Genomic DNA, 23,692 nt, shown 5'->3' on the forward strand with positions numbered 1-23,692 from the left:
TCTACCAGTTTTTTTGTTGTGAGTTCGGAAGTCGTTGGCGCTGACGACGCTTTTGTTCCAGCAGCATTTTTCGCTTTAACAAGAATGCCGGATCATCCGGTACTTTACGTAGCCAGTTTTCAATTTTCTGTAACTGTTCTTTTTGTTCGTCAGTTAATTCAGGTTGTTCCTGCATTTGAGCTTGCTGCTCCTGCTGTTGCTCTTGTTCAGCATCTGACTGCTCTTGTTGCGACTGCTGTTGTTCTTCCTGTTGCTGTTCTTCTGAAGTCTCAGGCCCAGATTCGTTTTGCTGCTCTTGACCTTCATCTTGCTGTTCAGAGTCACTCTGTTGCTGGGAGTCACTTTGTTGTTCTTGTTGCTGCTCTTGTTGTTGCGACTCACCGTTATCACCGTCTTGCTGATCTTGTTGTTGCTGGTCTTGCTGTTGGTCATCGTTTTGCTCAGAATTTTCTGAGTTTTGGTTTTGTTGCTGCTGTTGTTGCAACAAATCTTCCAGGTATTTTTTGTTTTCAGCAGCATTGGGGTATTCGGGAGCTAACTTTAAAGCTCTGTCATAAGCGGCGATCGCTTCTTGATATTGTTGCAATTGCGCCAGGCTATTACCTAGTCCAAAGTTACTTTCAGCGGTATCCAGTGCCGAATACACTTCAGCTGCGGCCTGATAATCGCCAGCATTAAAATGGGATAACCCCTTCCAAAGCGGATCGTTAAACTGTTCAGCGGCACTTGCGTATTGTTCCTGCTGAAAGCTTTTGGCACCCTGTTGATCAGGGGTTTGCCATAGGTCTTGCCACCAATCTGCTGAGGCAGGTTTATGAGCATCTATCACTATGGTCAACAACATCAGAGGCAATACACCTCTGCGGAAGCTATAGGCAGCCAGAGGCAATAACAATAGCAACAACCAGGGACCAAACTCCCGCCATTGATCACCAAAACTGTTTTCCTGCTCTGTTTCTTTCGATTCCTGAGGCTCAAACAGCGCTTCGGTCAGGTATTTGATATCCGCATCATCAGGTCTGCTCATGACAAAACGACCTCCGGTACTTTGCGCCAGTGTCGACAGAGGTGACTTCCTGAGTCTGGGAATAACGACGGCACCGCTGGCATCTTTCAGAAAGTTGCCGTTGATGTCTTTAATAGGTGCGCCTTCTTCTGTGCCGATAGCCAGTATATTAATGGTGTGATCATAGTCAGACAACAAATTGCGAATGGGCGCTACTTCAGATAAGTCTACTCCGTCTGTGATCCAGTATACTTCACCGCTTTGATAACCCGCGTTTTTTAGTAATTCAAACGTGGTTTCCAGGGCGAATAGGGCATCACTCCCTTGTGAAGGCATAATTTCCGGCGATAAACTGGGGATTAAGGCCTGCAGGTTTTGAATATCAGAGGTTAGGGGACTGATTACAAACGCTTCTCCGGCATAGGCCACTAAACCTGTTTCACCTTCTTCCAGTAAGGCCACCAAATCCATCGCTTTGTAGCGGGTGCGGGCCAGGCGATTGGGTTTAATATCTTCTGCCCGCATCGACATCGACATATCCAACAAAACGACTTTGCCTTTACTGACCTGATATACGGGTTGCGGTAATCGCTCCCAGGTCGGCCCAGCCAGTGCCAGACAAGCTATCATCCAGCCACAGAATAATAGCCCCCAGGGCGGTGTAACACCTTTGCTGGACTCGCCGGTGATCAGATTATTATACAGGTGACTGGCTAAAACGCCTTGCCAACCACTTTGCGTGCGGGCTTGCTTGCGCAGCAATAACACTATCAATGCCAGAGGTATTAAGGCCAATAACCACAGCGGTCGAATAAAGTGAAAGTTGTCGATTATTTCAAGGTAGTTCATGGTGTTATCGTACCTCTGCTATTATTTCTGAACAGAGAGAACAAACGTCCAAACAAAGGCAACAAGGCCATCAAGGTAGTTAAAAATAACGATAAAGCCAACGGATAGTAGAACAAGGCTTTAAGCGGACGCATTTGTCTTGATTCACGCTCAATGGGCTCCAGCTCATCAAGGGTGCTGTAGATTTGCTCCAACTCCTGAACATCTCTGGCTCTGAAATATTGCCCACCTGTAGATTGCGCCAGGTCCATTAACATACTTTCGTCCAACTCCGCAGAAGGATTGATACGGCGGCTACCAAGAAAACCGCGAGTAATCATCTGCTCAGCACCCACACCTATGGTGTAGATAGTGATATCTTCAGCCATCGCCAACTCTTTAGCTTGCATAGGGTCTAAATTACCAGCGGTGTTTTGACCGTCTGTGAGTAAAATGAGCACGCGATTCGATTCATCTTTCTTGCGAAAGCGTTTTACTGCCAGGCCCACAGCATCGCCGATGGCTGTTCTTTCACCCACCAGTTTTATCAACGATTCATTTAACAGGGTTCTCACGGTTTCCCGGTCATAGGTGAGTGGTGCTTGCAGATATGCGGTGTCACCAAACAGGATTAGGCCAATGCGATCACCCACACGTCGCTCGATAAAATCATCCATAACATATTTGATCATTTGCAGACGATTAACTGTGCGGCCGTTAATAGCCATGTCTTCCATTTCCATACTGCCGGAAAGATCCACCGCCAACATCAGATCTCTGCCTTCTGATGGAATACTGATTGGATCGCCTAACCATTGTGGGCGTGCCACGGCGGTTACCAGCGCAATCCAGGCCAGAGTGGCCAGCACTATGTAAACCCTGCTGCGGGATGCGGGCTTTTCAATGGTCTGCATGCCTTGAGTCAGTTGTGGCACCATTAAGGCGGCTTGCTGCTGATGCTTTTTACCTGGTAAGAAGCGAGCCAACAGGGGCAAAGGTAAAAAGGCAAATGCCCATATCCAGAGAAACTCAATCATTACTGGCTCCTGCAACAAGTTGGAGCTGCTTTTTACCTGGCGGTAATGCCTGTTTTATGTAGTCAATACAGATGGCATCAAATTGTTGGATTTGGTCCTGGTTTACATCCTCTTGTAACTCAGGCGATTTTTGATACAACCCCATATTTAAAGCCAGGAACAAGGGTTGAAATTGCGCCTTTTTAGCAGGTTTCAGTTGTGCTTCTAAAAACTGCGTCCACTGCTGACTGTGTAGTTTTTCCACCTGACCTTTAGGGAAGTAGCTCATAAAAGCGCGTTTTAGTATTTGATTGCAAAGTTGTAGTTTGTTGTGTGCATCTGCGGGAAGCGCCTTGATTGCAGCAATGGCCTGCTTTCTGGCTTTGCGCTGACGTCGACTTTTAACAGCCCATATTCCTGCCAACACAAGGATGATCAAGGTTATAAATAATAGCGCCCACCAGCCCCAGGCCAGTGGCCACAAGCCGATGTCAGCACCTTGAGGGTTTTGGCTAAAGGATTCGGGTAATGAAACTGGCATGCCTTGCATAATTGAATGATACCTCAGGCTATTTTTTGCAAAGGATTCAGTTGCGTTTCCAGGGGAAGCCCTGCATTTATATCAATCACTCTGACGTGTGACTGTTGTAATTGCTTGTGTATGTTGTTCATCAGTTGCGCATGTATTTTCTGATAGTCCATCGCCTGGCTCTGTTCACCCAAAGTGATACTCTGCCTGGTTTTACCATCGGTGACAGCAACAGTTTGCGGAACTTTGACCGAGGGCAGCTGATGCTCAAACGGATCACTGATGCGATAAGCGATGACTTCACAATGACGAGACAGCTGCGATAAATGACGCTGAGCTGCATTGTCCAGGTGTAAAAAGTCACTGAGAATAAACACTGCGGCACCAGGTCTGGCCAAACGTCTTATACGGGCGCAAGCGTCACTAAAGGTTTGTGCCGGATTATCGGAAATCGCATTATTGTGCAGGTGTTTGATTCCGCTCAATAAAGATAAAACCGCTTTTTGCCGGGTCATAGGTTTAAATTCCCGGTGTTCTGACTCGTTAAACACCAGGCCGCCGATGCGGTCTCCGCGTTTGGATGCGCTCCAGGCGATCAGAGAAGCCAGATGTGCAGCTGTAACTGACTTGAACAGCAACTGCGTCCCAAAATGCATCGAATGGGAAAAATCCACCAGGATAAACACCGGGCGTTCTTTCTCTTCTCTGAATAATTTGGTGTGGGTTTTACCGGTACGCGCAGTAACCCGCCAGTCAATAGCACGGATATCATCACCGGGTTGATAATGTCTGGCTTCGTCAAACTCCATACCTCGACCTTTCATTTTGGTGAGGTAGCTACCAGCAAGCCGGGCCTGAACCGTTTTATAGGGATTCAAATTCATTAAACCGGTTTTACTGCGATAGTACAGCAGCTCTGCCATATCAACATTAACGCCGTCGGCGTGATGCACGCGCAACCAGTTATTGATATCAAACTGTGCCATTGTGTTATCTCCTATGGCACAGGTACCAATTCCAGGATCAGGTCCAGCACCTGATCAGCGGTAATGCCCTCGGCCTCAGCTTCATAGGACAACAAAATACGATGCCTTAAGGTATTGTGTACCATCGCCTGAATATCGTCCGGACCGACATAATCTCTGCCACTTAACCAGGCGTGGGCACGGGCGCATTTATCCAGCGCGATAGTGGCTCGTGGACTGGCTCCAAACTCTAACCAGCGCACTAATCTGTCGTCATACTTATGGCCCTGACGGGTGGCAATGATCAGCTCTACTAAATAGCGTTCCAGATTTTCATCCAGATGCAGCGACAACACTTCTTCACGGGCGTTAAAAATTTGTTCCTGAGTCAGCGGAGTAGGGGGCGTCACCTTTTGCTTTAAGGACTCTGAACGGGTAAGTCGTAGAATTTCCAATTCGGTCTCGGCACCTGTGTAATCCACATTAAGGTGCATCAGGAAGCGGTCTAATTGCGCTTCCGGAAGAGGATAAGTACCTTCCTGTTCAATGGGGTTTTGGGTCGCCATAACTAAAAACAATGATGACAGCGGATAGGTTTTGTTGCCCACCGTAATTTGTTGCTCTGCCATGGCTTCCAATAAAGCTGACTGCACTTTTGCCGGGGCGCGATTGATTTCGTCGGCTAATACCAGGTTGTGAAACAATGGCCCTTTTTGGAAAACAAACTCGCCGGTTTCAGGTCGATAAATATCCGTACCTGTCAAATCGGCTGGCAACAGATCTGGTGTGAACTGAACACGGTGAAAGTCACCCTCAATACCCTTAGCCAAAGCATTTACTGCTCTGGTCTTAGCCAGACCTGGAGGACCTTCTACCAGCAAATGTCCATCTGCTAACAGAGCAATTAAGATGTTTTTAGTAAATTCCGGTTGTCCGATAACCTGTGAATCTAAATAGGTTTTTAACGTTCTGAATTGTTCAGCTGCCATAGTTTTCTTAATTTTTTACTATTTTGAATGGGGTAGCGGAAATTCCGCAGATTTAATCTATTCTCAATGGACTGGAAAATATTACTATTTCCGTCAGCCAGTGCGCATAGATACCAAAAATAAGAGCGTGCAGTCTATATAAGGTTCCATCTGTGAAAAACAATGTTACAAACGATTCTGTATATGAATAAAGTTTGTTCAGACTGCTGAAATTGCACGGATATTACAGAATTTGCCACTTTAGATTGTAATTTCTAATCAAAAAGTTAAAATCACAAAAAATTAACAGGTCAGACCACTCAGAGGTGTAACATGTCCAAACAGCAATCTGTCACCACCAGAGACGGTGAACGCATTGCCATCGTCGCAGGTTTAAGAACTCCTTTCGCTAAAATGGCGACGTATTTTCACGGTATTCCTGCATTAGATTTAGGCAAAATGGTTGTCAATGAAATGCTGGTGCGCAATGACGTGAAACCAGAATGGGTTGATCAGGTGGTATACGGCCAGGTCGTTCAAATGCCAGAAGCGCCAAATATCGCCCGGGAAATTGTGTTGGGAACCGGAATGAACGTCAGCACAGACGCCTACAGTGTATCGCGTGCTTGTGCTACCAGTTTTCAGGCGGCAGTAAATGTTGCGGAATCCATGATGGCCGGAACAGTTGACGTAGGTATTGCCGGTGGTGCTGATTCAACATCTGTTTCACCCATTGGTGTTTCTAAAAAGTTAGCGCGTGCTTTGGTGGATGCGCAAAAAGCCAAAACCCTGGGGCAAAAATGGGCCATCTTTAAAAAGTTGGGCCTGAAAGACTTAATGCCGGTTCCACCCGCAGTCGCTGAATATTCGACGGGTCTGTCAATGGGACAAACCGCGGAGCAAATGGCTAAAACCCACCAAATCTCTCGTGAAGAACAGGACGCTTTAGCGCATCGTTCTCACAGCAATGCTGCTGCGAGTTGGAATGCGGGCAAACTGGATAGCGAAGTAATGACTGCCTGGGCGGAGCCATTCAAAGGCGCTCTGGAAAAAGACAACAACATTCGTTTTGATTCCAGCCTGGAAGGCTACAAGAAACTGCGTCCGGTATTCGACAAAAAATACGGCTCAGTTACCGCCGCTAATGCCACACCATTAACTGATGGTGCTTCCGCGGTGCTGATGATGACAGAGAGTAAAGCCAAAGCCTTGGGTTATAAGCCTTTGGGTTACATTAAAAGTTATGCTTTCTCTGCTATTGATGTCTGGGAAGACATGTTGATGGGGCCATCTTATGCAACGCCAATTGCTCTGGACAGAGCGGGTATGACGCTTAACGATCTGACCCTGATTGAAATGCACGAAGCGTTCGCAGCACAAACACTGGCTAACGTAAAAATGTTTGCCAGCGATAAATTTGCCAAAGAGAAATTAGGCCGTGACAAAGCGACGGGCGAAATCGATATGGATAAATTTAATGTCATGGGTAGCTCTATTGCTTATGGCCATCCTTTTGCTGCAACAGGCACACGTATGATCACGCAAATGCTGAATGAACTCAATCGCAGAGGCGGTGGTACCGGGTTGTTAACTGCCTGTGCCGCTGGCGGTTTGGGTGCAGCTATGATCGTAGAAACTGAATAATTAGCCGGGATTTGGAGAAGCAAATAATGACTGAACAAGTACAAAGCGCCTTCACATTAGAGAAGTTTGAAGACGGTATTGCCATCCTGACGATGGATGTACCCGGCGAAAGCATGAACACCCTGAAAGCTGAGTTTGGTGAGCAAATCAGCAAAATGCTGGATGACATCGAGAATGATCGCGATATCAAAGGGGTTGTTCTGGCCAGTGGTAAAAAATCATCTTTCGTCGCAGGTGCCGATATCACTATGTTGGCAGCCTGCAAAACCGCAGAAGAGGCGGAAGCCCTGTCAAAAGGTGGTCAACAGGTTTTCGAACGGATGGAAAACTTTCGGGTTCCGTTTGTAGCTGCTATTCACGGTCCTTGTCTGGGGGGCGGTCTGGAGCTGGCATTGGCCTGTCACTATCGGGTTTGTACAGATAGCACTAAAACCCAACTGGGTGTACCTGAAGTACAACTGGGTTTGCTGCCCGGAAGTGGTGGTACACAACGATTACCTGCCTTGATTGGTATTCAGCAAGCCATGAAAATGATGCTGACCGGTGCGCCGGCCCGTCCGAAGCAGGCCAAAAAGTATGGCATCGTTGATGACGTGGTACCTGAAAGTGTACTACTGGATGTGGCCCGTCAGTTCGCTTTGAAAGGCAAGCCGAATCGCAAGCCACCTGTGCTTAAAGGGGCTAATAAGTTTCTGGAGGGCACAACGCTTGGCCGTCAGATTTTGTTTAAGCAGGCGCGCAAGCAAACCTTGAGCAAAACCAAAGGTAATTACCCGGCGCCTGAGCATATCTTAGACATTTTGGAAGCCAGCGGCGGCAAAGCCACTAAACGCGGTTATGAACTGGAAGCTAAGTTCTTCGGTAAGCTGGTAATGACTCCGGAATCTGAGCAATTGCGTAATATCTTTTTCGCAACCACAGAAATGAAAAAAGAAACCGGCGTTGAAGGTGTTGAACCAGCTAAGCTGGATAAAGTGGGCGTGCTTGGTGGCGGCCTGATGGGCGGTGGTATCGCCTTTGTCACCGCTAGCAAAGCCAAATTACCGGTGCGTATCAAAGATGTGCGCGCGGAAGGCATTGCCAATGCCATGAAGTACAGCTACGACTTACTGAATAAAAAAGTAAAACGCAAATTTATGCGCAAGTCAGAAATGCAAAAGCAAATGGCGATGTTAACTGGCTCTCTTAATTACGAAGGCTTCAAAGACACCGATATTATCGTTGAAGCAGTATTTGAAGATGTAGGCCTGAAGCAACAGATGGTGAATGATGTTGAAACTCATTGCAAAGAGTCCACTATTTTTGCTTCGAACACCTCATCGATTCCAATTCGTCATATTGCCGAGAAAGCTGCTCGTCCTGAGCAGGTGATTGGTCTGCATTACTTTTCGCCGGTAGACAAAATGCCGTTAGCGGAAGTCATCGCGCACGAAAAAACTTCTGACGAAACCATTTCTACCACCGTGGATTTTGCCAAAAAACAAGGCAAAACCCCGATTGTTGTTAAAGATGGTGCAGGTTTCTATGTCAACCGCATACTCGCCCCTTATATGAATGAGGCGGCTAATGTATTGTTGGCGGGTGAACCCATCGAACATATTGATTCTGCATTAGTTAAGTTTGGCTTCCCGGTTGGTCCAATGAAGTTACTTGACGAAGTAGGCATTGATGTCGGTGCTAAAATTTCGCCAATCCTGGTGGCTGATTTAGGCGACCGTTTCAAGGCTCCGGATGCCTTTGACAAGTTGTTAGCAGACGACAGAAAAGGTAAGAAAAACGGCAGAGGTCTGTATAGCTACACGGGTAAGAAGCCTGGTAAAGAGGTGGATTCATCAGTTTATGATCTGTTAGGTATTGAAACCTCGAAGCGTATGAGTGCCGAACAGATTGCAGAGCGTTGTGTGCTATTAATGCTGAACGAAGCAGCGCTGTGTCTGGATGAAGGGGTAATTCGCAATCCAAGAGATGGTGATATAGGCACTATCTTCGGTATCGGATTCCCTCCGTTCCTGGGTGGACCTTTCCGTTACATGGACAGCCTTGGTATTGGTCACGTTGTGGCTCGCCTGGAGCATTATCAGGGACAATTTGGTGATAAATTCGCACCAGCTGAAATCCTGAAAACCATGGCAAAAGAAGGTAAGTCTTTTTATTAAAACTTTCCTTAAGCCGATTTAAAAACGCCCCTTTAATGGGGCGTTTTGCTTTTCTGTTTATCAGCGCGTGTAGCCCAGTATGGTTTCATCAAAATGCTGATACAGGGTGTCAATACTGCCCGTACACAGTGAAAACCATTCCTGAGTTGACATCAGATTTTGCGCCGGTAACAAACGTTCCTGAACGCATTGCAATATAGATGGAATTAACCCTGAGTGGTGTTTAAATTTAATGTCCTGGCTTTCGAGGTTATATACCCAAACTACCTCAAGATACTCGACTTCAGCGGGCGAATAAAAGGATTTAGGCAAGGTAAATTGGAGATGGCATGGTTGTTCTCACGTCGATACAATTTGACGCCGCATAAATGCTTTTAGGCCCCGCCCTTCGGGAGCTTCACAGCGCTTCCATTACAGTGTTGCACTTGTTTGAAAGGTAGCCGACATTCCTTCTCAAGTGCGCCTTGTACTGAAAGTGCTGTGATAGCTCTGAAGCAGGCATCTTGAGGTAGTTTGGGTATACACTGACTCATTGAGTTTTTGGCTTAAATAACTAAGCCGTATTTTGGCTACGCTTTCGCATTTTCCCGACGAGGTAACATTGGTACCAATTGCTCGCGTTTGGCCTAAATACTCGATAACGTTTAGCAGCTTTACGCCTGAATAGGCATTAGAGGAAACAGCAGTTTTGCCGTTTAGTATCCCGACGCTTGCCAATTCATCTTCCAGGCAGTACATCAATTGTTTGATTAGGGCGTTATGCTGCTTAAAATTTTCCTCTATGGTGGATTTGTGCCATTGTTTTACTATTCGCCTCCATAGCGTTAAGGTTGATAACCAATACAGACTGTTTTGTTCGGCATCACCGTAGTCTTTGATGGCGTTTTCTATTTGCTTGGCGATAACCTCAACTTCTTTGAGTACTTTAGAGCCTGTTGAACTTTGCTGTACGAAATTTGTTCTAAATAAAAGCGCTTTAATCGCGGAACAGTCTTGCAGGCCTAGTGGTTCTAAGTCAAAGGACTGCGACAAAGAGTAAAGCGCTTATATGACGAACCCTTCGGGCAGCGCCTGTGTGCAATTCATACCGCGTTGAATGCTTTTGATTTGGAACCACCAGACCTTCAAGCATTCGCCTTGTCTGAATTGCACACAGACTGCTGCAAAATTGTACCGCAAAGGTCAACACGCTTATGTGGACTCCCCCTTGTCAACATCAATAAAATTATCAAAGAATTAATGCTTGCTTATGTACGAGCTCTAATTGAGAAGCTACCTCAGGCTCACTGATATTTTCGCGAACTCGTTGTCAAATCTCTAAAGCGGGCTTTATGCACTTAGCGTGTTGCTGACTAACGAGGTGATTTTCATCTTTAATTTTGCATTTTTGATGTTGCGTAACTTAAATTTCTTTTGCCGTTAAAGTGGCAATAATTCTGCTTTGTATTCGGTGTGGTTTGCGAGCATGGAAAAGGCCGTTCTGATCGTTTTGTTGGCCAGTGCCACAGCCGCACATTTCTTTCCTCTTCGCGCGACCAACTCTTGTACCCACAGTTCTTTCTTCGTTTGCGCTTTGCGTCGGAGCATCTGATTGATGGCAGACATGGCACCTGTGATAAGCGAACTTCTGACCGACTTGTTCTTAACATATTTCCCTATCGTACCGAGCTTAATTTTTCCTCCGGAAGAGTGCTGAATAGGTGTAAGCCCGATACAAGCGGCTGCGTCACGGCCAGTTTTAAATTGCCCCATTTCACCACAACCCAGAGCATTATATAAGTTTATGGCATTGAGTGGGCCAACACCTTCCAGAGCCAACAGCCTTTTACATCCTTCTTCCTGCTGGACCGCTTTCTCAACGCATATCTCATATTGCTCAACAGATTCAATACTTAGCTGTAATTGCTGCCATCCTGTTTCCAGGGCTTTACGAAAGGAAGAGCTAAATTCATTCTCAGCATCTTCCAGTACCTCATCAATGACACCTTTAAGTCCTCCCTGACCGGGAGATACGCGGATATTGAATTCCAACAATAGAGCCGTGAGCTGATTCTGCATGGCGACTTTGTGCCTGGAAGCCAGCTCTTTTAGTCTGACCAGGGACTGAAGTTCCTGTTGTTGTTTAGACTTACCGTTAATGAATGACACATCAACAATTTGAGCAGCCTGCAAGATAGCCAGCGCATCATTCTTATCAGTTTTTTGATTTTGCCTTACATTGGCAACCAGTTTAGCTGAAATAATTCGTGCGTCATGCCCCAGCCGTATAGCTTCTTGTTTCCAGTAATTGGAGGTGCCACATGCTTCAAACACGATGGTCATGGGCTTAGACGTTGTGAGCCAGTGTCTAAAAGCCTTTGGTGACATAGCTTCGTTACTCTGCACCTTATTCTTTTTGCAGGTACAGACCTGAATTTCTTCTTTGGCTAAATCGACGCCTGCGCTAATATTATGCATATTGGACTCCTGAATATTTTTGTGTGGGAACTTAAATATTACCCGACTTATTGGGTCGGGGGAGTCCAATTATCTCTAGTATCACCGCTCAGGTAGGCGATTGATTTGCCTCTGTGAGTCTGGAAAAGCCACATCAACTGACGTAGTGTTTTTAACCGGTGTTTTATTGGTGCTTCAGCGTTAAGCGGCTTTCGCTGAAAAGCGCAAACTATGCCAATAACTGCAATTAGCAGCAGTAGAGTCAACCAGAAGTAGTACATGATGTGCTCCTTATCGCCGGGTTTATTGGGGAACTGTTTTATCGTTACTCAGTGACCAGACATGCTTTGCAATCTTGGCCGCTTGTTCCGCTGCCTCGCCATTTTGCCTTGCTGTTAAGGCGAGTTCTTCAATACTTTTTGACATTTCTGAGGTGGCGGTTTGCTGTTGTGAAGAGGCATCGGCGATATCCCGGATATCGCAGTTGATCTGTGAGGATTGCTGACTAATTTGTTGCAAAAGTGATTCAATATTACTGGCTTCTGAGACTGTGCTGTCGATGTTCTTAACCACCTCCAACATGTCTGAGTTCAATACTGAAGATTGCTTTTTGACCTGTTCGAGATGTTGGTTAATCTGACTGACCGATTCATTGGTTTTATTGGCAAGGTTTCTGACTTCATCTGCAACCACGGAAAAGCCGCGGCCGTATTCGCCAGCTCTGGCAGCCTCGATAGCCGCATTCAGGGCCAATAAATTAGTTTGATCAGAAACTTCACTGATCAAAACAGTGATTGAAGAGACGTTCATGGTTAGCTCTTCTAGTTTTTTAAGTTGACTAAATGCGTCTTTGGATAAGGCCGCCACTTGCTCCACATGACTTCTGACTTCTGATACCGACGTCGAACCATTTTGGCTAAGTGTATTCGTCTCCTGAACGCTATTGCGAATGTCTGATATGTTGCGACTGACTTCGGCAAGCGTATATTCAATCTCACTTATCCCCGCCGCCAGAGTATTCGTCGTTTGTGATTGCTGCAAAATACTGGTGGCGAGTTGCGCTGAGTTTTGCGTTAGTTCCTGCGCTGAGTAGGAAATTTCGGAAATAGAGTCATTCCTCAGCTCAAGGTTTCTTGTAAGGGACTTAAGCAAAGACGACAACTTGAGCTGAAATTGCAGATCGGAGCTAAAGTCCGGGTTGCTCTGGTTGTGAACCTGCACATGTTGCTGAACCAGATTTAACACGCTTTTTAACGCCGTCTTGCGCCAGTTCAACAATAGGTAAAGTCCGATTGATTGCAGTATCAGAAATGCAACTAGTAGCCAAACTGAGTTACTGATATAAAAACTGAGCAATACGAAGAGAGTAAAGCCAATAGCTACCGCTGGATACACCCGGTAGTTTGTATTGGAGCAAAGTTGTGCCGTCTCTGTAATTTGCATATCTGTGTCCTTTGCTCTGATTAATAACCTATGCATTCAATTTGAATGCCACATTAATCAAAGTAAGGAAACCGGTAGGCAAAGTTAAGTATGCGGATACCAGGTGTTTAAAAACAGCGGAAATAGCGCCCCTGTCTTTTCACCTAATTAGTGCAGTTGCACAATAAAACTACACTTGGCTATACAAAAGTACACTATTTGTATTGGTAAATATTGGTCAGAGGATGTTGGAAACCACCTGGCTGATGACCATGTTTACCCTGGCTGTGTAACAGGAATCGGTTGTCCTTTTTAATAAATTCCTGTTCAAACCAATGAGCGACTTCAGTTTTGCTGAGTTGCGCGATTTCGTGATTCAGGTGTAATTCATGCTCAAAATCCACCTGAGGTCGGCCAATTGCGCTCCAATAGCGTTGACATTTTTGCGGGAAATTAATGGTTTTTTGTGATATCTGACGTGCCAGGTTATTGCGGTACTTTAACCATTGCTGCTCATCTATTGCTGTCAACCATTGATGAAATTGTCCGAGTGCGTTGAGTGTTTCCATATATAACTCTTCAGCGCTCGCAGAAGGGGACTGAATAAACAATACTGTTCCGGGTTGCTCGTTAAATGGCATATAACCGGTGCCAACCTGGTAACCCAGTTGCTTTTTATTGCGCATCCAGTCGAAATAAAAGCCTGCCAAAATACTTTCCGTGAGCATCATCTGTGCTCGGGTTTTTAGTTGTTTGTCCGACGTTTGCAGGTACATAACAATTGCAGCATCTTCATGTGCGCAAGAAAACTGAAAACTGCGCTCTTGTATGTCACGCAGTAATACAACCGACGCCAGGTTATTTTGTTCAGGTGCGGTGGTGGACAAACACAATGAAGCAATAAAGCGCTCTAGTTCAGTTTCAGACCAATTGCCGTATAACAAGCTTTCAAGTTGATATTGGCTAAAGAGTTCACTGTGCTTAGTCTGAATATCCTCTAACGAGAGTTGCTCGACAATCTGCGCCAGATCTTCAGGCAGCCATGAAGCCTTTACAAAAATAGCCTGCAATACGCTAAATAGTCGGTTCAATGGCTTGTTGTGGATGCTGCTGTGTAAACTGTTCAGATAATCTTGTTTGTGTAAGGCAAAATCAGGACAGGGCTGGGGAGCGGCGCAAATTTTTTCGATTAGCTGCCTCACCAAATCCAGCTGTTTGTCGGCAAAACCACTGGTATGTAAGCCTATTCCGCGTTGATGAGCATAAAAGTGAAAATGTAACCCTGCCAGTTGCGCTTGGTAAAAACTGTTGTGCAGGCTGGATTCCAGAGCGCTGGCGTATAACTTGCGTTGTGCCACCTTATTGATATCGGGGTTTTGATGTGAACATCGCCAGGAAAAAAAGCATTCCCCTTTTAATCCCGACTCTATAGTGTCGACACCGTACCAGATGTTATGTAATGCATTGTTGGCCTTTTTTGGCAGGCTGTTAATCTGTTCTGTGGTCGGCTTTAATTCTGGAATAAACGGGTTCGGAGAGGGCAGGTGTAAAGCCTTACTGAACAACTCGGTTTGTTGTTTGCTGATTGCTTCGATTGTCAGTGGCTGATCCTGATAAGGGACCTTGTACCATTTACTGGTTTGGCTGGCCTTGTGTTGCTCAGAAATCGAAACAACCCGTAATCTTTCTGGACTAATATTGTCTAAAAACTGGTGTAATTGAGTCTTGTTAAGTTCCCCTAATAAGTAGTCTCCACACAGCACCTCTTTTTCATCGTAACGCTGCACATTAGAAGCCAGTTGTTGCACCAGATCCAGAATGTGCTGACCGGTTTGATGCTCAAAAGCAATGCGGTTCAGGCGGCTTTTTTCCTGATAATGGCGCTCAATATCATCACTCTGTTTTATCATTTGGCAATAATAAAACACACTGTGCAGAATGGTTTGAACGTTTTGCAAGCCCTTTTCAGTCAGCTCTATATAAAGATTAAAGTCAGCAAATCCCGTTCCTTTTAGCCCAGGTCCTGCCAATACCTGGGTTGCCCATTGTTGGGACTTCCACAGTCTCAGCAGGCTTCCCTGGCCTTCGTAGCCAAACAGGTGACTCACCAGGGTTTCAATATTACTGGCATTGGCCAGCTCGGCAGTCTGATTAAAAATGAGAATGAGTCTGTGGTGTGGCCTGGCCGTGTTGATCTGGATATGTCGACCAAGTTGTTCTTTTAAGTAAAGTGGAACTGTTGGCCGGCTGGATTGGCAAGGCGCATTTGCGCTGAATTTGCTTAACCGTTCAGAGATTGATGTTACCAGTGAACCCGGCGCAGGAGGCGTTACCACACATAAAGCCATATTGCCTGCGACAAAATGTTGCTCCCAATAGCTTCGTAACAGTTGTTGTAACTCCTCAACAGAAAAATGGGCGAAGGTGTCCTTGTTACCTACTGCAAATTGATGGAAAGGATGTTGTGGGTTACAGGTCTCTTTTTGAACTTCCATCACCCGGCGTTGCTCTTCGGTGACTTTATTGTGGAATTCTGCGTTAATCGCTTTGATTTCTTTTTCAATGCCAGCTTCGCTGAACAGCGGCTCTTGTAGCATATCAAAGAAAATATCCAGCGTTTCACTGAAGTATTTGTGGTGCACCTTAAAATAAAAGCTCGTAGATTCCGACGACGTCCAGGCGTTAATCTTCCCCTGATGGCTGTCCAGGGATTGAATTATATGGTTATCCTGCGGATAGTTAACACTTCCTGTAAACAGCACGTGTTCCAGCAGATGTGCCAAGCCAGGGCAATGACTGGGATCTGAGAAATTGCCCGAGGCCACGGTTAGTGCCAGAGCGCAAAATTCAGTTTGAGGATCCTGGACATGCAATATTTTAATGCCATTAGGGGCATTATGGAGACGGTAGAGATTGTTGTCTGTCGGGGCTTTAATCAAAGGTGTGAACCATAGTTACAAACTGTGTTGTTTTCTTATTGCTGTTAAATGTGGTTTGCCAGTGAATTAAAACAGACAAAGACAAACTTGCTCTAAAGCATAGCTACAAATTCATAGAATTACAGCGCTTTTTTGTTATCATGTGAGGATTAATGCACAAAAAAATCAATAATTTAGTTATGCAGTTATTCCTGATGCGGCACGGAGAGGCGGAACCTACTTTTCAAGACGATGCACAGCGCAGTTTGACAACTCAGGGGTTCATTGAAAGTCAAAAAGCCGGAGTTTGGTTAAAGGATAATATGCATGCCATAGATTATGCTTTGGTGAGTCCATTTAAGCGGGCGCAACAAACCTTCGAGATGGTTAAATCTATTGTCGATGTGGGTGATTTTGAAACCTGCCCGGATATAACGCCTTCCGGTAAAGCCGAACTGGTGCACGATTATGTGTATGCACTCGCGCAGGAAAAATCCATAGATTCGTTAATCATTGTCAGCCACATGCCATTAGTGAGCTATTTGCTGGATAGCTTTTGCGGCAAGTTACAGTCACTGATTTTTGCCACTGCTTCTGTGGCCTGTCTGGAATTTGATGTAGCTGAAAATCGAGCTATTTTAAAAGAGGTATACCTGCCCTGAGCTTGAAGCTGTGGGCAGATTTTCTGGTAAATTCGAAAAATTGGCGTATATTCAAAGAGAATTGCTAGCTCTGGTGCATTTTTAATAAAAAAGACTGGAGAAAATTGAACAACCAACCGATACAGTGATCGGGAGGATTGAGGAAATGTCAGGTAATAGTTTACCTGCGCAGTTACAGAAGGTATTGCAAAGCCATCTGGCGCAGAAAGATATTGCTTACGACGACGAGTTGCAGGGCATCATTAACAGATTGTCAGCCTTGAATGAATCTGTTGAAGAAGTCAAAAGCAAAATACTCGAAAATCGTAAAGCGAAACAAACCACATCTTAAAACAGAGGTTTGGGTATTAAGGTTGAATAACAATCTTAGACTCTTTACCTCTGTTGCATCTCACAAGCCGTAGTGGCTCAGGCATAAAGTGTCAGCGCTTAAAATCAGGTCCAACTTGAGTAGACGATCAAGCTTTAAAATCTCAAGTTTGTACACTGCCAGATTAGATTCAGCTCTTTGTTTTTAGAATGGTATTGTTCTGATGCAGATTAATGTACCCAGCTAATCTCACACTAATCGTTATTGCTTTCGTTTGGTGATATGTAAAACTCAGGCATTACTCTGATGGTTTTGATCTTGTTGTCTTCGATATCAACGATTTCTATCGGGTAACCGGCAAGGCGGAAACTCAGGTGAGATTGCGGGATTTCTTCGAGGTATTCGAGAATTAAACCGTTAAGGGTTTTGGGGCCATCGATAGGCAAGTTCCAATCCATTTCACGGTTGATATCACGAATGTTATTGCTGGCATCTACCAGATACGAACCGTCGGGTTGTAAACGGGCTTCGCGATCACTCTTTTCTTCGATAATACTGGTAGTAAAATCACCAACGATTTCTTCCAGTATATCTTCCAGAGTAACCAGCCCCTGAATATCGCCATACTCATCAACCACCAGACCTATGCGTTCTTTCGCCGACTGAAAATTGTAGAGTAGGGTGTGTAAGGGCGTTTTTTCCGGGGTAAAGTGAATTTCTCTTACTGCCCTGAGCAACGAGGCTTTGGAGAATTCATCTTTGGATAACAAGCGCAAAGCATCTCTGACGTGAATAAAACCCACAGCGTCGTCGATATTATCTCTGAACAGCAAAACTCTGGTGTGTTGTGCGTGGGTCAGCTGTTTTTGAATGATCTTCCAGTCGTTATTGATATCGATACCGAAGATATCGTTTCTGGGCACCATAATATCTTCAGCAGTAACCTTTTCCAGATCCAGAATTCCCATCAACATATCCTGGTGTTGCTTTGGGATCATGACACTGGATTCATGCACTACCGTGCGCAATTCTTCTTTACTGAGGGAATGATTTTCCACTTCATCGGGGTTAACCCGGAATATTTTGAGGATCCCGTTAGTAATATAATTGAGTGCGATAACCAACGGATAAAATATTTTGAGTAAGGGGGTCAATATCATGGAGCTGGGGAAGGCTATTCGCTCCGGGTAAAGGGCCGCCAGTGTTTTTGGGGTAACTTCTGCGAAAATGAGTAGTACCACGGTTAAACCGATGGTATTGATGGCAGACGCAGCCGCAAGGCCGTAGTCACTAAACCACCTAAGACACAGAATTGTAGCGACGGTAGATGCGCCGATATTGACCAAATTATTGCCGATTAAAATCAGTCCGATAAGTCTGTCTGGAGTATCCAGCAGGCGTTCGACGCGTTTTGCGCCTTTGTGCCCCTCACTGTTTAAGTGCTTCAGGCGATATCGGTTTATCGACATCATCCCGGTTTCAGAGCTAGAAAAATAGGCGGAAAGCACAATGAGTACGGCCAGAATAATTAGCAGCGTACTGGTTGATATATCGTCCAACTAGTCAGTCCTATGTAGTGTGACAGATGCAAATTTAGGTGTTAACGACAATGACTTCAAGAGGCAATTTAGCTTTTTTACCCAATCAAGACTTCTTTTACGACCCGACTGCCGAAATAAGCCAGGGTCAACAGGACAACGCCAACTACTGATAAACTGATAATGGTACTGTCTTTTAATCCTACGCGCTTATGCACCACAATCATACCTACATACATAAACCAGGCGACAGTGGTGAGGATGGTTTTATGTACCTGACGTTGCTCAAACATGTTTTCCAGAAAGAAGAAGCCACTGGCCAGAGACAGGGTAAGTAACCCTGTTCCCAACATAATTAAGCGAAACAGGTTTTGCTCTACTTCCATTAAAGGCGGCAAAGAAGAATGAATAATCACCGCATTTTTCTGCTTGAGACGACGATTGATAAAAGAGAGTTGTAGCGCATACAAAAAGGCAATAGACAAGCAACCATAAGCCAGCAACGCAAAGCTAATATGGGCCAGCAATGAAGGTCGTAATTCGATGTGCATGATCACCGAACCCGGGGTGAAACTGGCCACCAGTACTGCGATAGCAGAGAATCCGGTCACCAGAGGCAATAAAAATGTTTGCTGATTGCGCAAGGACAAAAGCCAGATTACTGCAGTGATTAACAGTGCTGTGATGGAGCCGACGTTAACGATACTCAAATTCTGGCCATCACCGGACAAAATGCTATTGAGCAGAATGAGCAGGTGTATAACTATTGCTCCCCCTGAGGTGATTATTGATAACTTTAACAAAGGTCCATCTTTGTGAAACCAACGGGTGGCTACCGACACGGTTGCAACCACATAAAGCAAAATACAAATGAGATTAAGAGCTAACAACATGTTCATTTATTGAGAAAATTCTTCCGCCAGTATAAATAACCCGAAGCGGATACACTAGTGTTTGCCGCAATTCCTTCAGATTAAAAATGCAAATCAATATTACCGGGTACTCATTCGTCGACGCAAAAGGTATAATCAGCAAAATTTTTTGTGAATATCTAAACAGGACACCAGCATGTTCGATAATTTGACCGAAAGACTTGGTCAGACGCTAAAAAATATCTCCGGTAAAGGCCGTTTAACGGAAGACAATATTAAAGACACTATGCGTGAGGTGCGCATGGCGTTACTGGAAGCTGATGTTGCTTTACCTGTCGTCAGAGAATTTGTTGCGAAGGTTAAGGAACAGGCACTGGGAGAAGAGGTGGGTAAGAGCCTTAATCCTGGCCAGGTGTTTATCAAAATTGTTCAGAAACAGCTTGAATCTGTTATGGGCGAAGCAAACGAGGCACTGAACCTCGCAGCAACTCCGCCAGCAGTGGTGTTGATGGCAGGCTTGCAGGGTGCTGGTAAAACCACCACCGTGGCCAAGTTAGCCAAGTTTATAATTGAGCGTGAAAAGAAGAAGGTACTAACCGTTAGCGCTGACGTTTATCGTCCTGCCGCCATCAAACAGTTGGAAACTCTGTCTGCGGAAGTAAATGCTGAGTTCTTCCCTTCTTCTGTCGAGCAAAAGCCGGCTGATATCGTGAATGCTGCAATGGCACATGCTAAAAAGTCATTTGTCGATGTGGTGTTGGTGGATACCGCTGGCCGACTGGCCGTAGATGCCGACATGATGCAGGAAATCAAAGATCTGCACGCAGCCATTAACCCGGTTGAAACCCTGTTTGTAGTTGATTCCATGACAGGTCAGGATGCTGCCAATACGGCCAAAGCCTTTGATGAAGCTTTGCCTTTAACGGGGGTGGTTTTAACTAAAACCGATGGTGACGCCCGTGGTGGTGCGGCTTTGTCGGTACGTCAAATCACCGGCAAACCCATCAAGTTCTTAGGTATTGGTGAAAAAACAGATGCGTTGGAGCCTTTCCATCCGGAACGTGTTGCCTCGCGTATTTTAGGTATGGGTGATGTGCTTTCTCTGATCGAAGAGGTGGAGCGCAAAGTCGACAAAGATAAAGCCGCCAAACTTGCCAAAAAGGTACAAAAAGGCAAAGGCTTTGACTTGCAGGACTTCAAAGAGCAATTGGAGCAAATGCGCAATATGGGTGGCATGATGTCACTGATGGACAAATTGCCCGGCATGGGAGGCATGACCGACAAGATCAAAGAGCAGGCGGGTGATAAGCAATTTACCCAAATGGAAGCCATTATCAACTCCATGACGCCCGGTGAGAGGCAACGTCCTGATATCATCAAGGGCTCTCGTAAAAAACGCATTGCAGCGGGTTCTGGCACACAAATTCAGGATGTAAACCGTTTGCTCAAGCAGTTTACCCAGATGCAAAAAATGATGAAGAAAATGTCTGGCGGCGGCATGAAGAAGATGATGCGAAATATGCAAGGCATGATGCCGCCCGGCGGTCCAGGTGGCATGTTCCCACCGAGATAATGTGTTATAGTTGCAATAAATTTTTACAGTTTATTTCAGGTAATTTATTTACTAATCTGAAGCTGTTGTTACTTTACTGATAATAAACTAAGTAGTTGAATGCTAATTAAGGATAAAAACATCATGGAAAACAAAGAGTTTAAGGGGCTTTTACTTGCCCTTGGAAGTATTGGGTTAGTGATTTGTTTATTTTTACTTATCATGGCGGCGCTATCGGTATTTAAAATCAGTAAGATGATTGTTTTGACCTGTTCTTTGATATCGCTGATTTTGTTTCATGAAGGGTTATCTTCTCAGATTCAAGCTCGCATCAAACGCCTTGCCAGATTCCATTGCAAAGATATCTGGCAATCTCTGCAGGCAAAACGCGCTTCCTGGTTGGCTGTTAAAGCCTAAGCTATGATTATTGCCGTTCGGGGCCTGATTGTGCTTCCGAACGGTTTACAGCACCGGATTTACATTCTATTCTTCGATAAAAAGCAGCCCTGTGAACTCTGACCCTGGCAAGGTTTTCCAATGTCTTTATCGTTGTCAAAACAGCACACACTTATATTTCGACGTTTTTCTCCTGAATACTGCAAACAACTTAGTAGTTGGTTTACAACACAACAGCAAATCCTGTTTTGGAGTGGTGATAAATTTGGCTCGCCAACAACATTGAGTGAATTCGCTACACAGTTGCGTCTGGTATCCATTCCGGCTTATGCCATTATTTCCCAGTCTGATAATAGCCTGCTGGCATTTGGACAACTGATGTCTGACAAAGAGCGATGTCATTTGGTACGACTGGCAGTAAATCCCGAACTGCGCGGCAAAGGTTACGGTAAGATGCTGTTAAACTGTTTGTTTCTGGAAGGGCAAAAGCACTATCAGCCCCGTTATTTTTCTCTGTTTGTTAATCAGGAAAATCACCACGCTATTAAACTCTACAGAAAAGTCGGTTTTTGTCCGACTCAGTACCCCGGAACCATGCCTAATGATTTCAGTTGGTATATGGAAAAGCGAGTTGTTTAGGGTTGCACGTTCTAAGAATCTTTAAAAATATTCCATGGAAATGACAAATTTGCAGGATAATTGCATAGCAGATTCAAATCCGGTTTTGCTGTTGTGTTTTTGACGCAGCGGTAATTTTAATTTTGTGAATTAACAGATAAAGAGTACAGAAATGGATCTAAGACACTGGTTAGTGATTTCCCTGACTACGTCCTTGTTCGCCTGTGGTGGCGGTGATGACAGTACGGAAGAGACTGTGGACAGCGTAACAATTTTAGTTTCCGCGGGAGCCACCGTTGATGAGCAAAGCGAAGTGGCGTTGAATGGGCGTACTACGTTAACTGAGGTAACCAGTTATAGCTGGGCGGTTAACGATGAGGACTATACGCTGTCTCATGAAGATACAACATTAGTGGCTGCCACATTAACTACGCCTGAAGTGAGAACCAGCAGCGAGCAAATCACACTGACTTTATCTGCAACTTCAGCAGAAGGGACAACGGTTAGCGACACATTCACTTTGACAGTAGCGCCAGTTAATGAAGCTCCGAGTGCTGAGGTTGATATTTCTCAGGATAGCCGCTTTGATGAAAACACTTATGGTGGTGGGCTGGCCGTTACTTTCACTGGCAGTGGTTCAGACGCCGATCCCATTGATGCCGACAATCCGATTTCTGGGTATGCCTGGCAACAGGTATCTGGTACTGTTGTCACCACCGGACTGGACTTAACAACCAGTAGTTTAACCATCACAACCCCAGCTTTAACCACATCTGAGACACTTAGTTTCGAGTTTACGGTAACGGATAACGAAGGCGGAACCACAACGGAAGCTTTTGACATTGTAGTGTTGGATGTAACTCAAACGCCTCCCATTGCCGAAGCGGGTAACGCCATCACAATCATGGAAGGGGAGCGCTTCTTATTATCTGGCTCTGCCACTTCACTGAGTGATGATGCTACGCCATTTTTATTTGAGTGGAGCAATAACTCCAGTGACCTCGCTGAATTTGCGGATGCATCGGACGAGACTACTTATGCAGATGCACCGGCGGTTACTGAAGACACTGATATCACTATTGATCTTCGGGTCGTAGATCAATTCAACAATGAAGATAATGATCAGGTGGTGGTTACTGTCAGAGAGATGCCTGCCACCTATGTTAACGATACCGGCGTTGTGGCAAATGTGTCTAATTCGGGGCTTATTAATGGTTCCAGCCACAGTTTTCCCGGGCAGGATGCCGATATAGGCCGTGATCGTATGCACGAATCCGACGTTCTGGAAAAGGCTGGCGCAGGTGATGAGGGATTTGATTTCACCAAACTGGATAGCTTTGGTGACGAAATCGATGCCTCTGAAACTGATTGGAGTTGTGTACGAGATAATGTCACCGGCTTAATTTGGGAGCTGAAAACCGATGATGGTGGGCTGCACGATGTAGACAACACCTATTCCTGGGTATTGAGTACCACCTCTACCGAAGCTCAAAATGACGGTGCCAGTTGTACCATCAGCAACTGTAATACTGCAGCTTTTGTGGCCGCAGTGAACGCTGAGGGCTTGTGTGGCTTCTACGATTGGCGTATGCCGACTCATAATGAGTTGATGTCTATTATGCACTTTGGTGAGTCGGGCGGTAATTTTGTAGATACGAACTATTTCCCATTCAATACTCCTGATGCAACCGTACCTACCTGGTATTGGACCAGCATTCAAAACGTCGATGGCGCCAGTGGTGATACCTTACAAAACAGCTGGGCCATCGATTTTAGCTCAGGTAATGACAACTTTTTATTGAAGTCTACAGAAAACTACGTTCGCCTGGTGCGGGCAGGTCGATAATAAGGAGATG

20 protein-coding genes are annotated in these 23,692 nt (G+C 45.3%); 8 read left to right on the top strand and 12 right to left on the bottom strand.

From position 1 onward, the window contains the following. Nucleotide 1 precedes the first annotated feature (1 nt). From ACXAD8_RS01345 to ACXAD8_RS01365, 5 genes are read right to left on the bottom strand one after another with little or no spacing between them, the layout of a single operon-like run. On the bottom strand, nucleotides 2–1,855 hold the full coding sequence (locus ACXAD8_RS01345; RefSeq protein ID WP_475224172.1) for a vWA domain-containing protein: 1,854 nt from the start codon (nucleotides 1,853–1,855) through the stop codon (nucleotides 2–4). Then, nucleotides 1,852–2,871, bottom strand: coding sequence for a vWA domain-containing protein (locus ACXAD8_RS01350; RefSeq protein ID WP_475224173.1), 1,020 nt, complete (start codon nucleotides 2,869–2,871; stop codon nucleotides 1,852–1,854). Before ACXAD8_RS01350 ends, ACXAD8_RS01345 begins: the two co-directional genes overlap by 4 nt. After that, entirely contained in the window at nucleotides 2,864–3,400 is a 537-nt protein-coding gene (locus ACXAD8_RS01355) for a DUF4381 domain-containing protein (RefSeq protein WP_475224174.1), read from the bottom strand. Before ACXAD8_RS01355 ends, ACXAD8_RS01350 begins: the two co-directional genes overlap by 8 nt. Nucleotides 3,401–3,414: 14 nt before the next feature. Next, nucleotides 3,415–4,365, bottom strand: coding sequence for a DUF58 domain-containing protein (locus ACXAD8_RS01360; RefSeq protein WP_475224175.1), 951 nt, complete (start codon nucleotides 4,363–4,365; stop codon nucleotides 3,415–3,417). An 11-nt stretch (nucleotides 4,366–4,376) separates the two neighbouring features. Continuing rightward, nucleotides 4,377–5,333, bottom strand: coding sequence for an AAA family ATPase (locus ACXAD8_RS01365; protein ID WP_475224176.1), 957 nt, complete (start codon nucleotides 5,331–5,333; stop codon nucleotides 4,377–4,379). 312 nt (nucleotides 5,334–5,645) lie between these two features. Between ACXAD8_RS01365 and fadI the strand changes: the two genes are divergently transcribed. After that, nucleotides 5,646–6,956: an acetyl-CoA C-acyltransferase FadI gene (gene fadI, locus ACXAD8_RS01370; RefSeq protein ID WP_475224177.1), complete on the top strand. Its 1,311-nt coding sequence runs from the start codon at nucleotides 5,646–5,648 to the stop codon at nucleotides 6,954–6,956. A 26-nt stretch (nucleotides 6,957–6,982) separates the two neighbouring features. After that, nucleotides 6,983–9,112, top strand: a complete 2,130-nt coding sequence (gene fadJ / locus ACXAD8_RS01375; RefSeq protein WP_475224178.1) for a fatty acid oxidation complex subunit alpha FadJ — start codon at nucleotides 6,983–6,985, stop codon at nucleotides 9,110–9,112. A gap of 60 nt (nucleotides 9,113–9,172) precedes the next feature. Here fadJ and ACXAD8_RS01380 read toward each other — a convergent pair whose 3' ends face one another. The 5 genes from ACXAD8_RS01380 to ACXAD8_RS01400 all read right to left on the bottom strand — a co-directional run bounded on the left by ACXAD8_RS01380 (nucleotide 9,173) and on the right by ACXAD8_RS01400 (nucleotide 15,909). Then, complete coding sequence (locus ACXAD8_RS01380) at nucleotides 9,173–9,424, bottom strand: hypothetical protein (RefSeq protein ID WP_475224179.1); 252 nt, start codon at nucleotides 9,422–9,424, stop codon at nucleotides 9,173–9,175. 141 nt (nucleotides 9,425–9,565) lie between these two features. After that, the gene (locus ACXAD8_RS01385) at nucleotides 9,566–10,144 is read right to left on the bottom strand and encodes a nitrate- and nitrite sensing domain-containing protein (protein WP_475224181.1); all 579 of its coding nucleotides are present in this window, start codon (nucleotides 10,142–10,144) and stop codon (nucleotides 9,566–9,568) included. A 387-nt stretch (nucleotides 10,145–10,531) separates the two neighbouring features. Beyond that, nucleotides 10,532–11,569: an IS110 family RNA-guided transposase gene (locus ACXAD8_RS01390; protein WP_475224183.1), complete on the bottom strand. Its 1,038-nt coding sequence runs from the start codon at nucleotides 11,567–11,569 to the stop codon at nucleotides 10,532–10,534. Between the two features lie 282 nt (nucleotides 11,570–11,851). Continuing rightward, a complete protein-coding gene (locus tag ACXAD8_RS01395; protein WP_475224184.1) occupies nucleotides 11,852–12,991 on the bottom strand; it encodes a methyl-accepting chemotaxis protein in 1,140 nt (379 codons plus the stop codon). A gap of 194 nt (nucleotides 12,992–13,185) precedes the next feature. After that, nucleotides 13,186–15,909 (bottom strand): insulinase family protein, encoded by a 2,724-nt coding sequence (locus ACXAD8_RS01400; protein ID WP_475224186.1) that lies wholly within the window; start codon nucleotides 15,907–15,909, stop codon nucleotides 13,186–13,188. A 152-nt stretch (nucleotides 15,910–16,061) separates the two neighbouring features. Between ACXAD8_RS01400 and sixA the strand changes: the two genes are divergently transcribed. Both sixA and ACXAD8_RS01410 read left to right on the top strand, forming a co-directional pair. Next, the gene (sixA, locus tag ACXAD8_RS01405) at nucleotides 16,062–16,550 is read left to right on the top strand and encodes a phosphohistidine phosphatase SixA (protein WP_475224188.1); all 489 of its coding nucleotides are present in this window, start codon (nucleotides 16,062–16,064) and stop codon (nucleotides 16,548–16,550) included. 145 nt (nucleotides 16,551–16,695) lie between these two features. Continuing rightward, the gene (locus ACXAD8_RS01410; RefSeq protein ID WP_338292249.1) at nucleotides 16,696–16,881 is read left to right on the top strand and encodes a hypothetical protein; all 186 of its coding nucleotides are present in this window, start codon (nucleotides 16,696–16,698) and stop codon (nucleotides 16,879–16,881) included. A gap of 233 nt (nucleotides 16,882–17,114) precedes the next feature. Here ACXAD8_RS01410 and ACXAD8_RS01415 read toward each other — a convergent pair whose 3' ends face one another. Next, nucleotides 17,115–18,419: an HlyC/CorC family transporter gene (locus ACXAD8_RS01415; RefSeq protein ID WP_475224190.1), complete on the bottom strand. Its 1,305-nt coding sequence runs from the start codon at nucleotides 18,417–18,419 to the stop codon at nucleotides 17,115–17,117. A gap of 77 nt (nucleotides 18,420–18,496) precedes the next feature. Continuing rightward, the gene (locus tag ACXAD8_RS01420) at nucleotides 18,497–19,297 is read right to left on the bottom strand and encodes a cytochrome C assembly family protein (RefSeq protein ID WP_475224192.1); all 801 of its coding nucleotides are present in this window, start codon (nucleotides 19,295–19,297) and stop codon (nucleotides 18,497–18,499) included. A gap of 169 nt (nucleotides 19,298–19,466) precedes the next feature. On the opposite strand from ACXAD8_RS01420, the gene ffh reads away from it, so the two are divergent. From ffh to ACXAD8_RS01440, 4 genes are all read left to right on the top strand, one after another. Next, complete coding sequence (gene ffh, locus ACXAD8_RS01425; RefSeq protein ID WP_475224193.1) at nucleotides 19,467–20,843, top strand: signal recognition particle protein; 1,377 nt, start codon at nucleotides 19,467–19,469, stop codon at nucleotides 20,841–20,843. A gap of 99 nt (nucleotides 20,844–20,942) precedes the next feature. Beyond that, on the top strand, nucleotides 20,943–21,239 hold the full coding sequence (locus ACXAD8_RS01430; protein WP_475224194.1) for a hypothetical protein: 297 nt from the start codon (nucleotides 20,943–20,945) through the stop codon (nucleotides 21,237–21,239). A gap of 120 nt (nucleotides 21,240–21,359) precedes the next feature. Next, a complete protein-coding gene (locus ACXAD8_RS01435) occupies nucleotides 21,360–21,857 on the top strand; it encodes a GNAT family N-acetyltransferase (RefSeq protein WP_475224195.1) in 498 nt (165 codons plus the stop codon). Between the two features lie 151 nt (nucleotides 21,858–22,008). Then, complete coding sequence (locus ACXAD8_RS01440; protein WP_475224197.1) at nucleotides 22,009–23,682, top strand: Lcl C-terminal domain-containing protein; 1,674 nt, start codon at nucleotides 22,009–22,011, stop codon at nucleotides 23,680–23,682. The last annotated feature ends 10 nt before the right edge of the window (nucleotides 23,683–23,692 follow it).

This window comes from Planctobacterium sp. AWH2_060, assembly GCF_056158425.1.

Bases quoted from the DNA above. Each gene is read 5' to 3' on its own strand.
- ffh (WP_475224193.1), top strand. From the start codon at position 19,467: ATGTTCGATAATTTGACCGAAAGACTTGGTCAGACGCTAAAAAATATC.
- ACXAD8_RS01395 (WP_475224184.1), bottom strand. From the start codon at position 12,991: ATGCAAATTACAGAGACGGCACAACTTTGCTCCAATACAAACTACCGG.
- ACXAD8_RS01435 (WP_475224195.1), top strand. From the start codon at position 21,360: ATGTCTTTATCGTTGTCAAAACAGCACACACTTATATTTCGACGTTTT.
- fadI (WP_475224177.1), top strand. From the start codon at position 5,646: ATGTCCAAACAGCAATCTGTCACCACCAGAGACGGTGAACGCATTGCC.
- ACXAD8_RS01360 (WP_475224175.1), bottom strand. From the start codon at position 4,365: ATGGCACAGTTTGATATCAATAACTGGTTGCGCGTGCATCACGCCGAC.
- fadJ (WP_475224178.1), top strand. From the start codon at position 6,983: ATGACTGAACAAGTACAAAGCGCCTTCACATTAGAGAAGTTTGAAGAC.
- ACXAD8_RS01350 (WP_475224173.1), bottom strand. From the start codon at position 2,871: ATGATTGAGTTTCTCTGGATATGGGCATTTGCCTTTTTACCTTTGCCC.
- ACXAD8_RS01440 (WP_475224197.1), top strand. From the start codon at position 22,009: ATGGATCTAAGACACTGGTTAGTGATTTCCCTGACTACGTCCTTGTTC.
- sixA (WP_475224188.1), top strand. From the start codon at position 16,062: ATGCACAAAAAAATCAATAATTTAGTTATGCAGTTATTCCTGATGCGG.
- ACXAD8_RS01365 (WP_475224176.1), bottom strand. From the start codon at position 5,333: ATGGCAGCTGAACAATTCAGAACGTTAAAAACCTATTTAGATTCACAG.
- ACXAD8_RS01430 (WP_475224194.1), top strand. From the start codon at position 20,943: ATGCTAATTAAGGATAAAAACATCATGGAAAACAAAGAGTTTAAGGGG.
- ACXAD8_RS01410 (WP_338292249.1), top strand. From the start codon at position 16,696: ATGTCAGGTAATAGTTTACCTGCGCAGTTACAGAAGGTATTGCAAAGC.
- ACXAD8_RS01345 (WP_475224172.1), bottom strand. From the start codon at position 1,855: ATGAACTACCTTGAAATAATCGACAACTTTCACTTTATTCGACCGCTG.
- ACXAD8_RS01355 (WP_475224174.1), bottom strand. From the start codon at position 3,400: ATGCAAGGCATGCCAGTTTCATTACCCGAATCCTTTAGCCAAAACCCT.
- ACXAD8_RS01420 (WP_475224192.1), bottom strand. From the start codon at position 19,297: ATGAACATGTTGTTAGCTCTTAATCTCATTTGTATTTTGCTTTATGTG.
- ACXAD8_RS01390 (WP_475224183.1), bottom strand. From the start codon at position 11,569: ATGCATAATATTAGCGCAGGCGTCGATTTAGCCAAAGAAGAAATTCAG.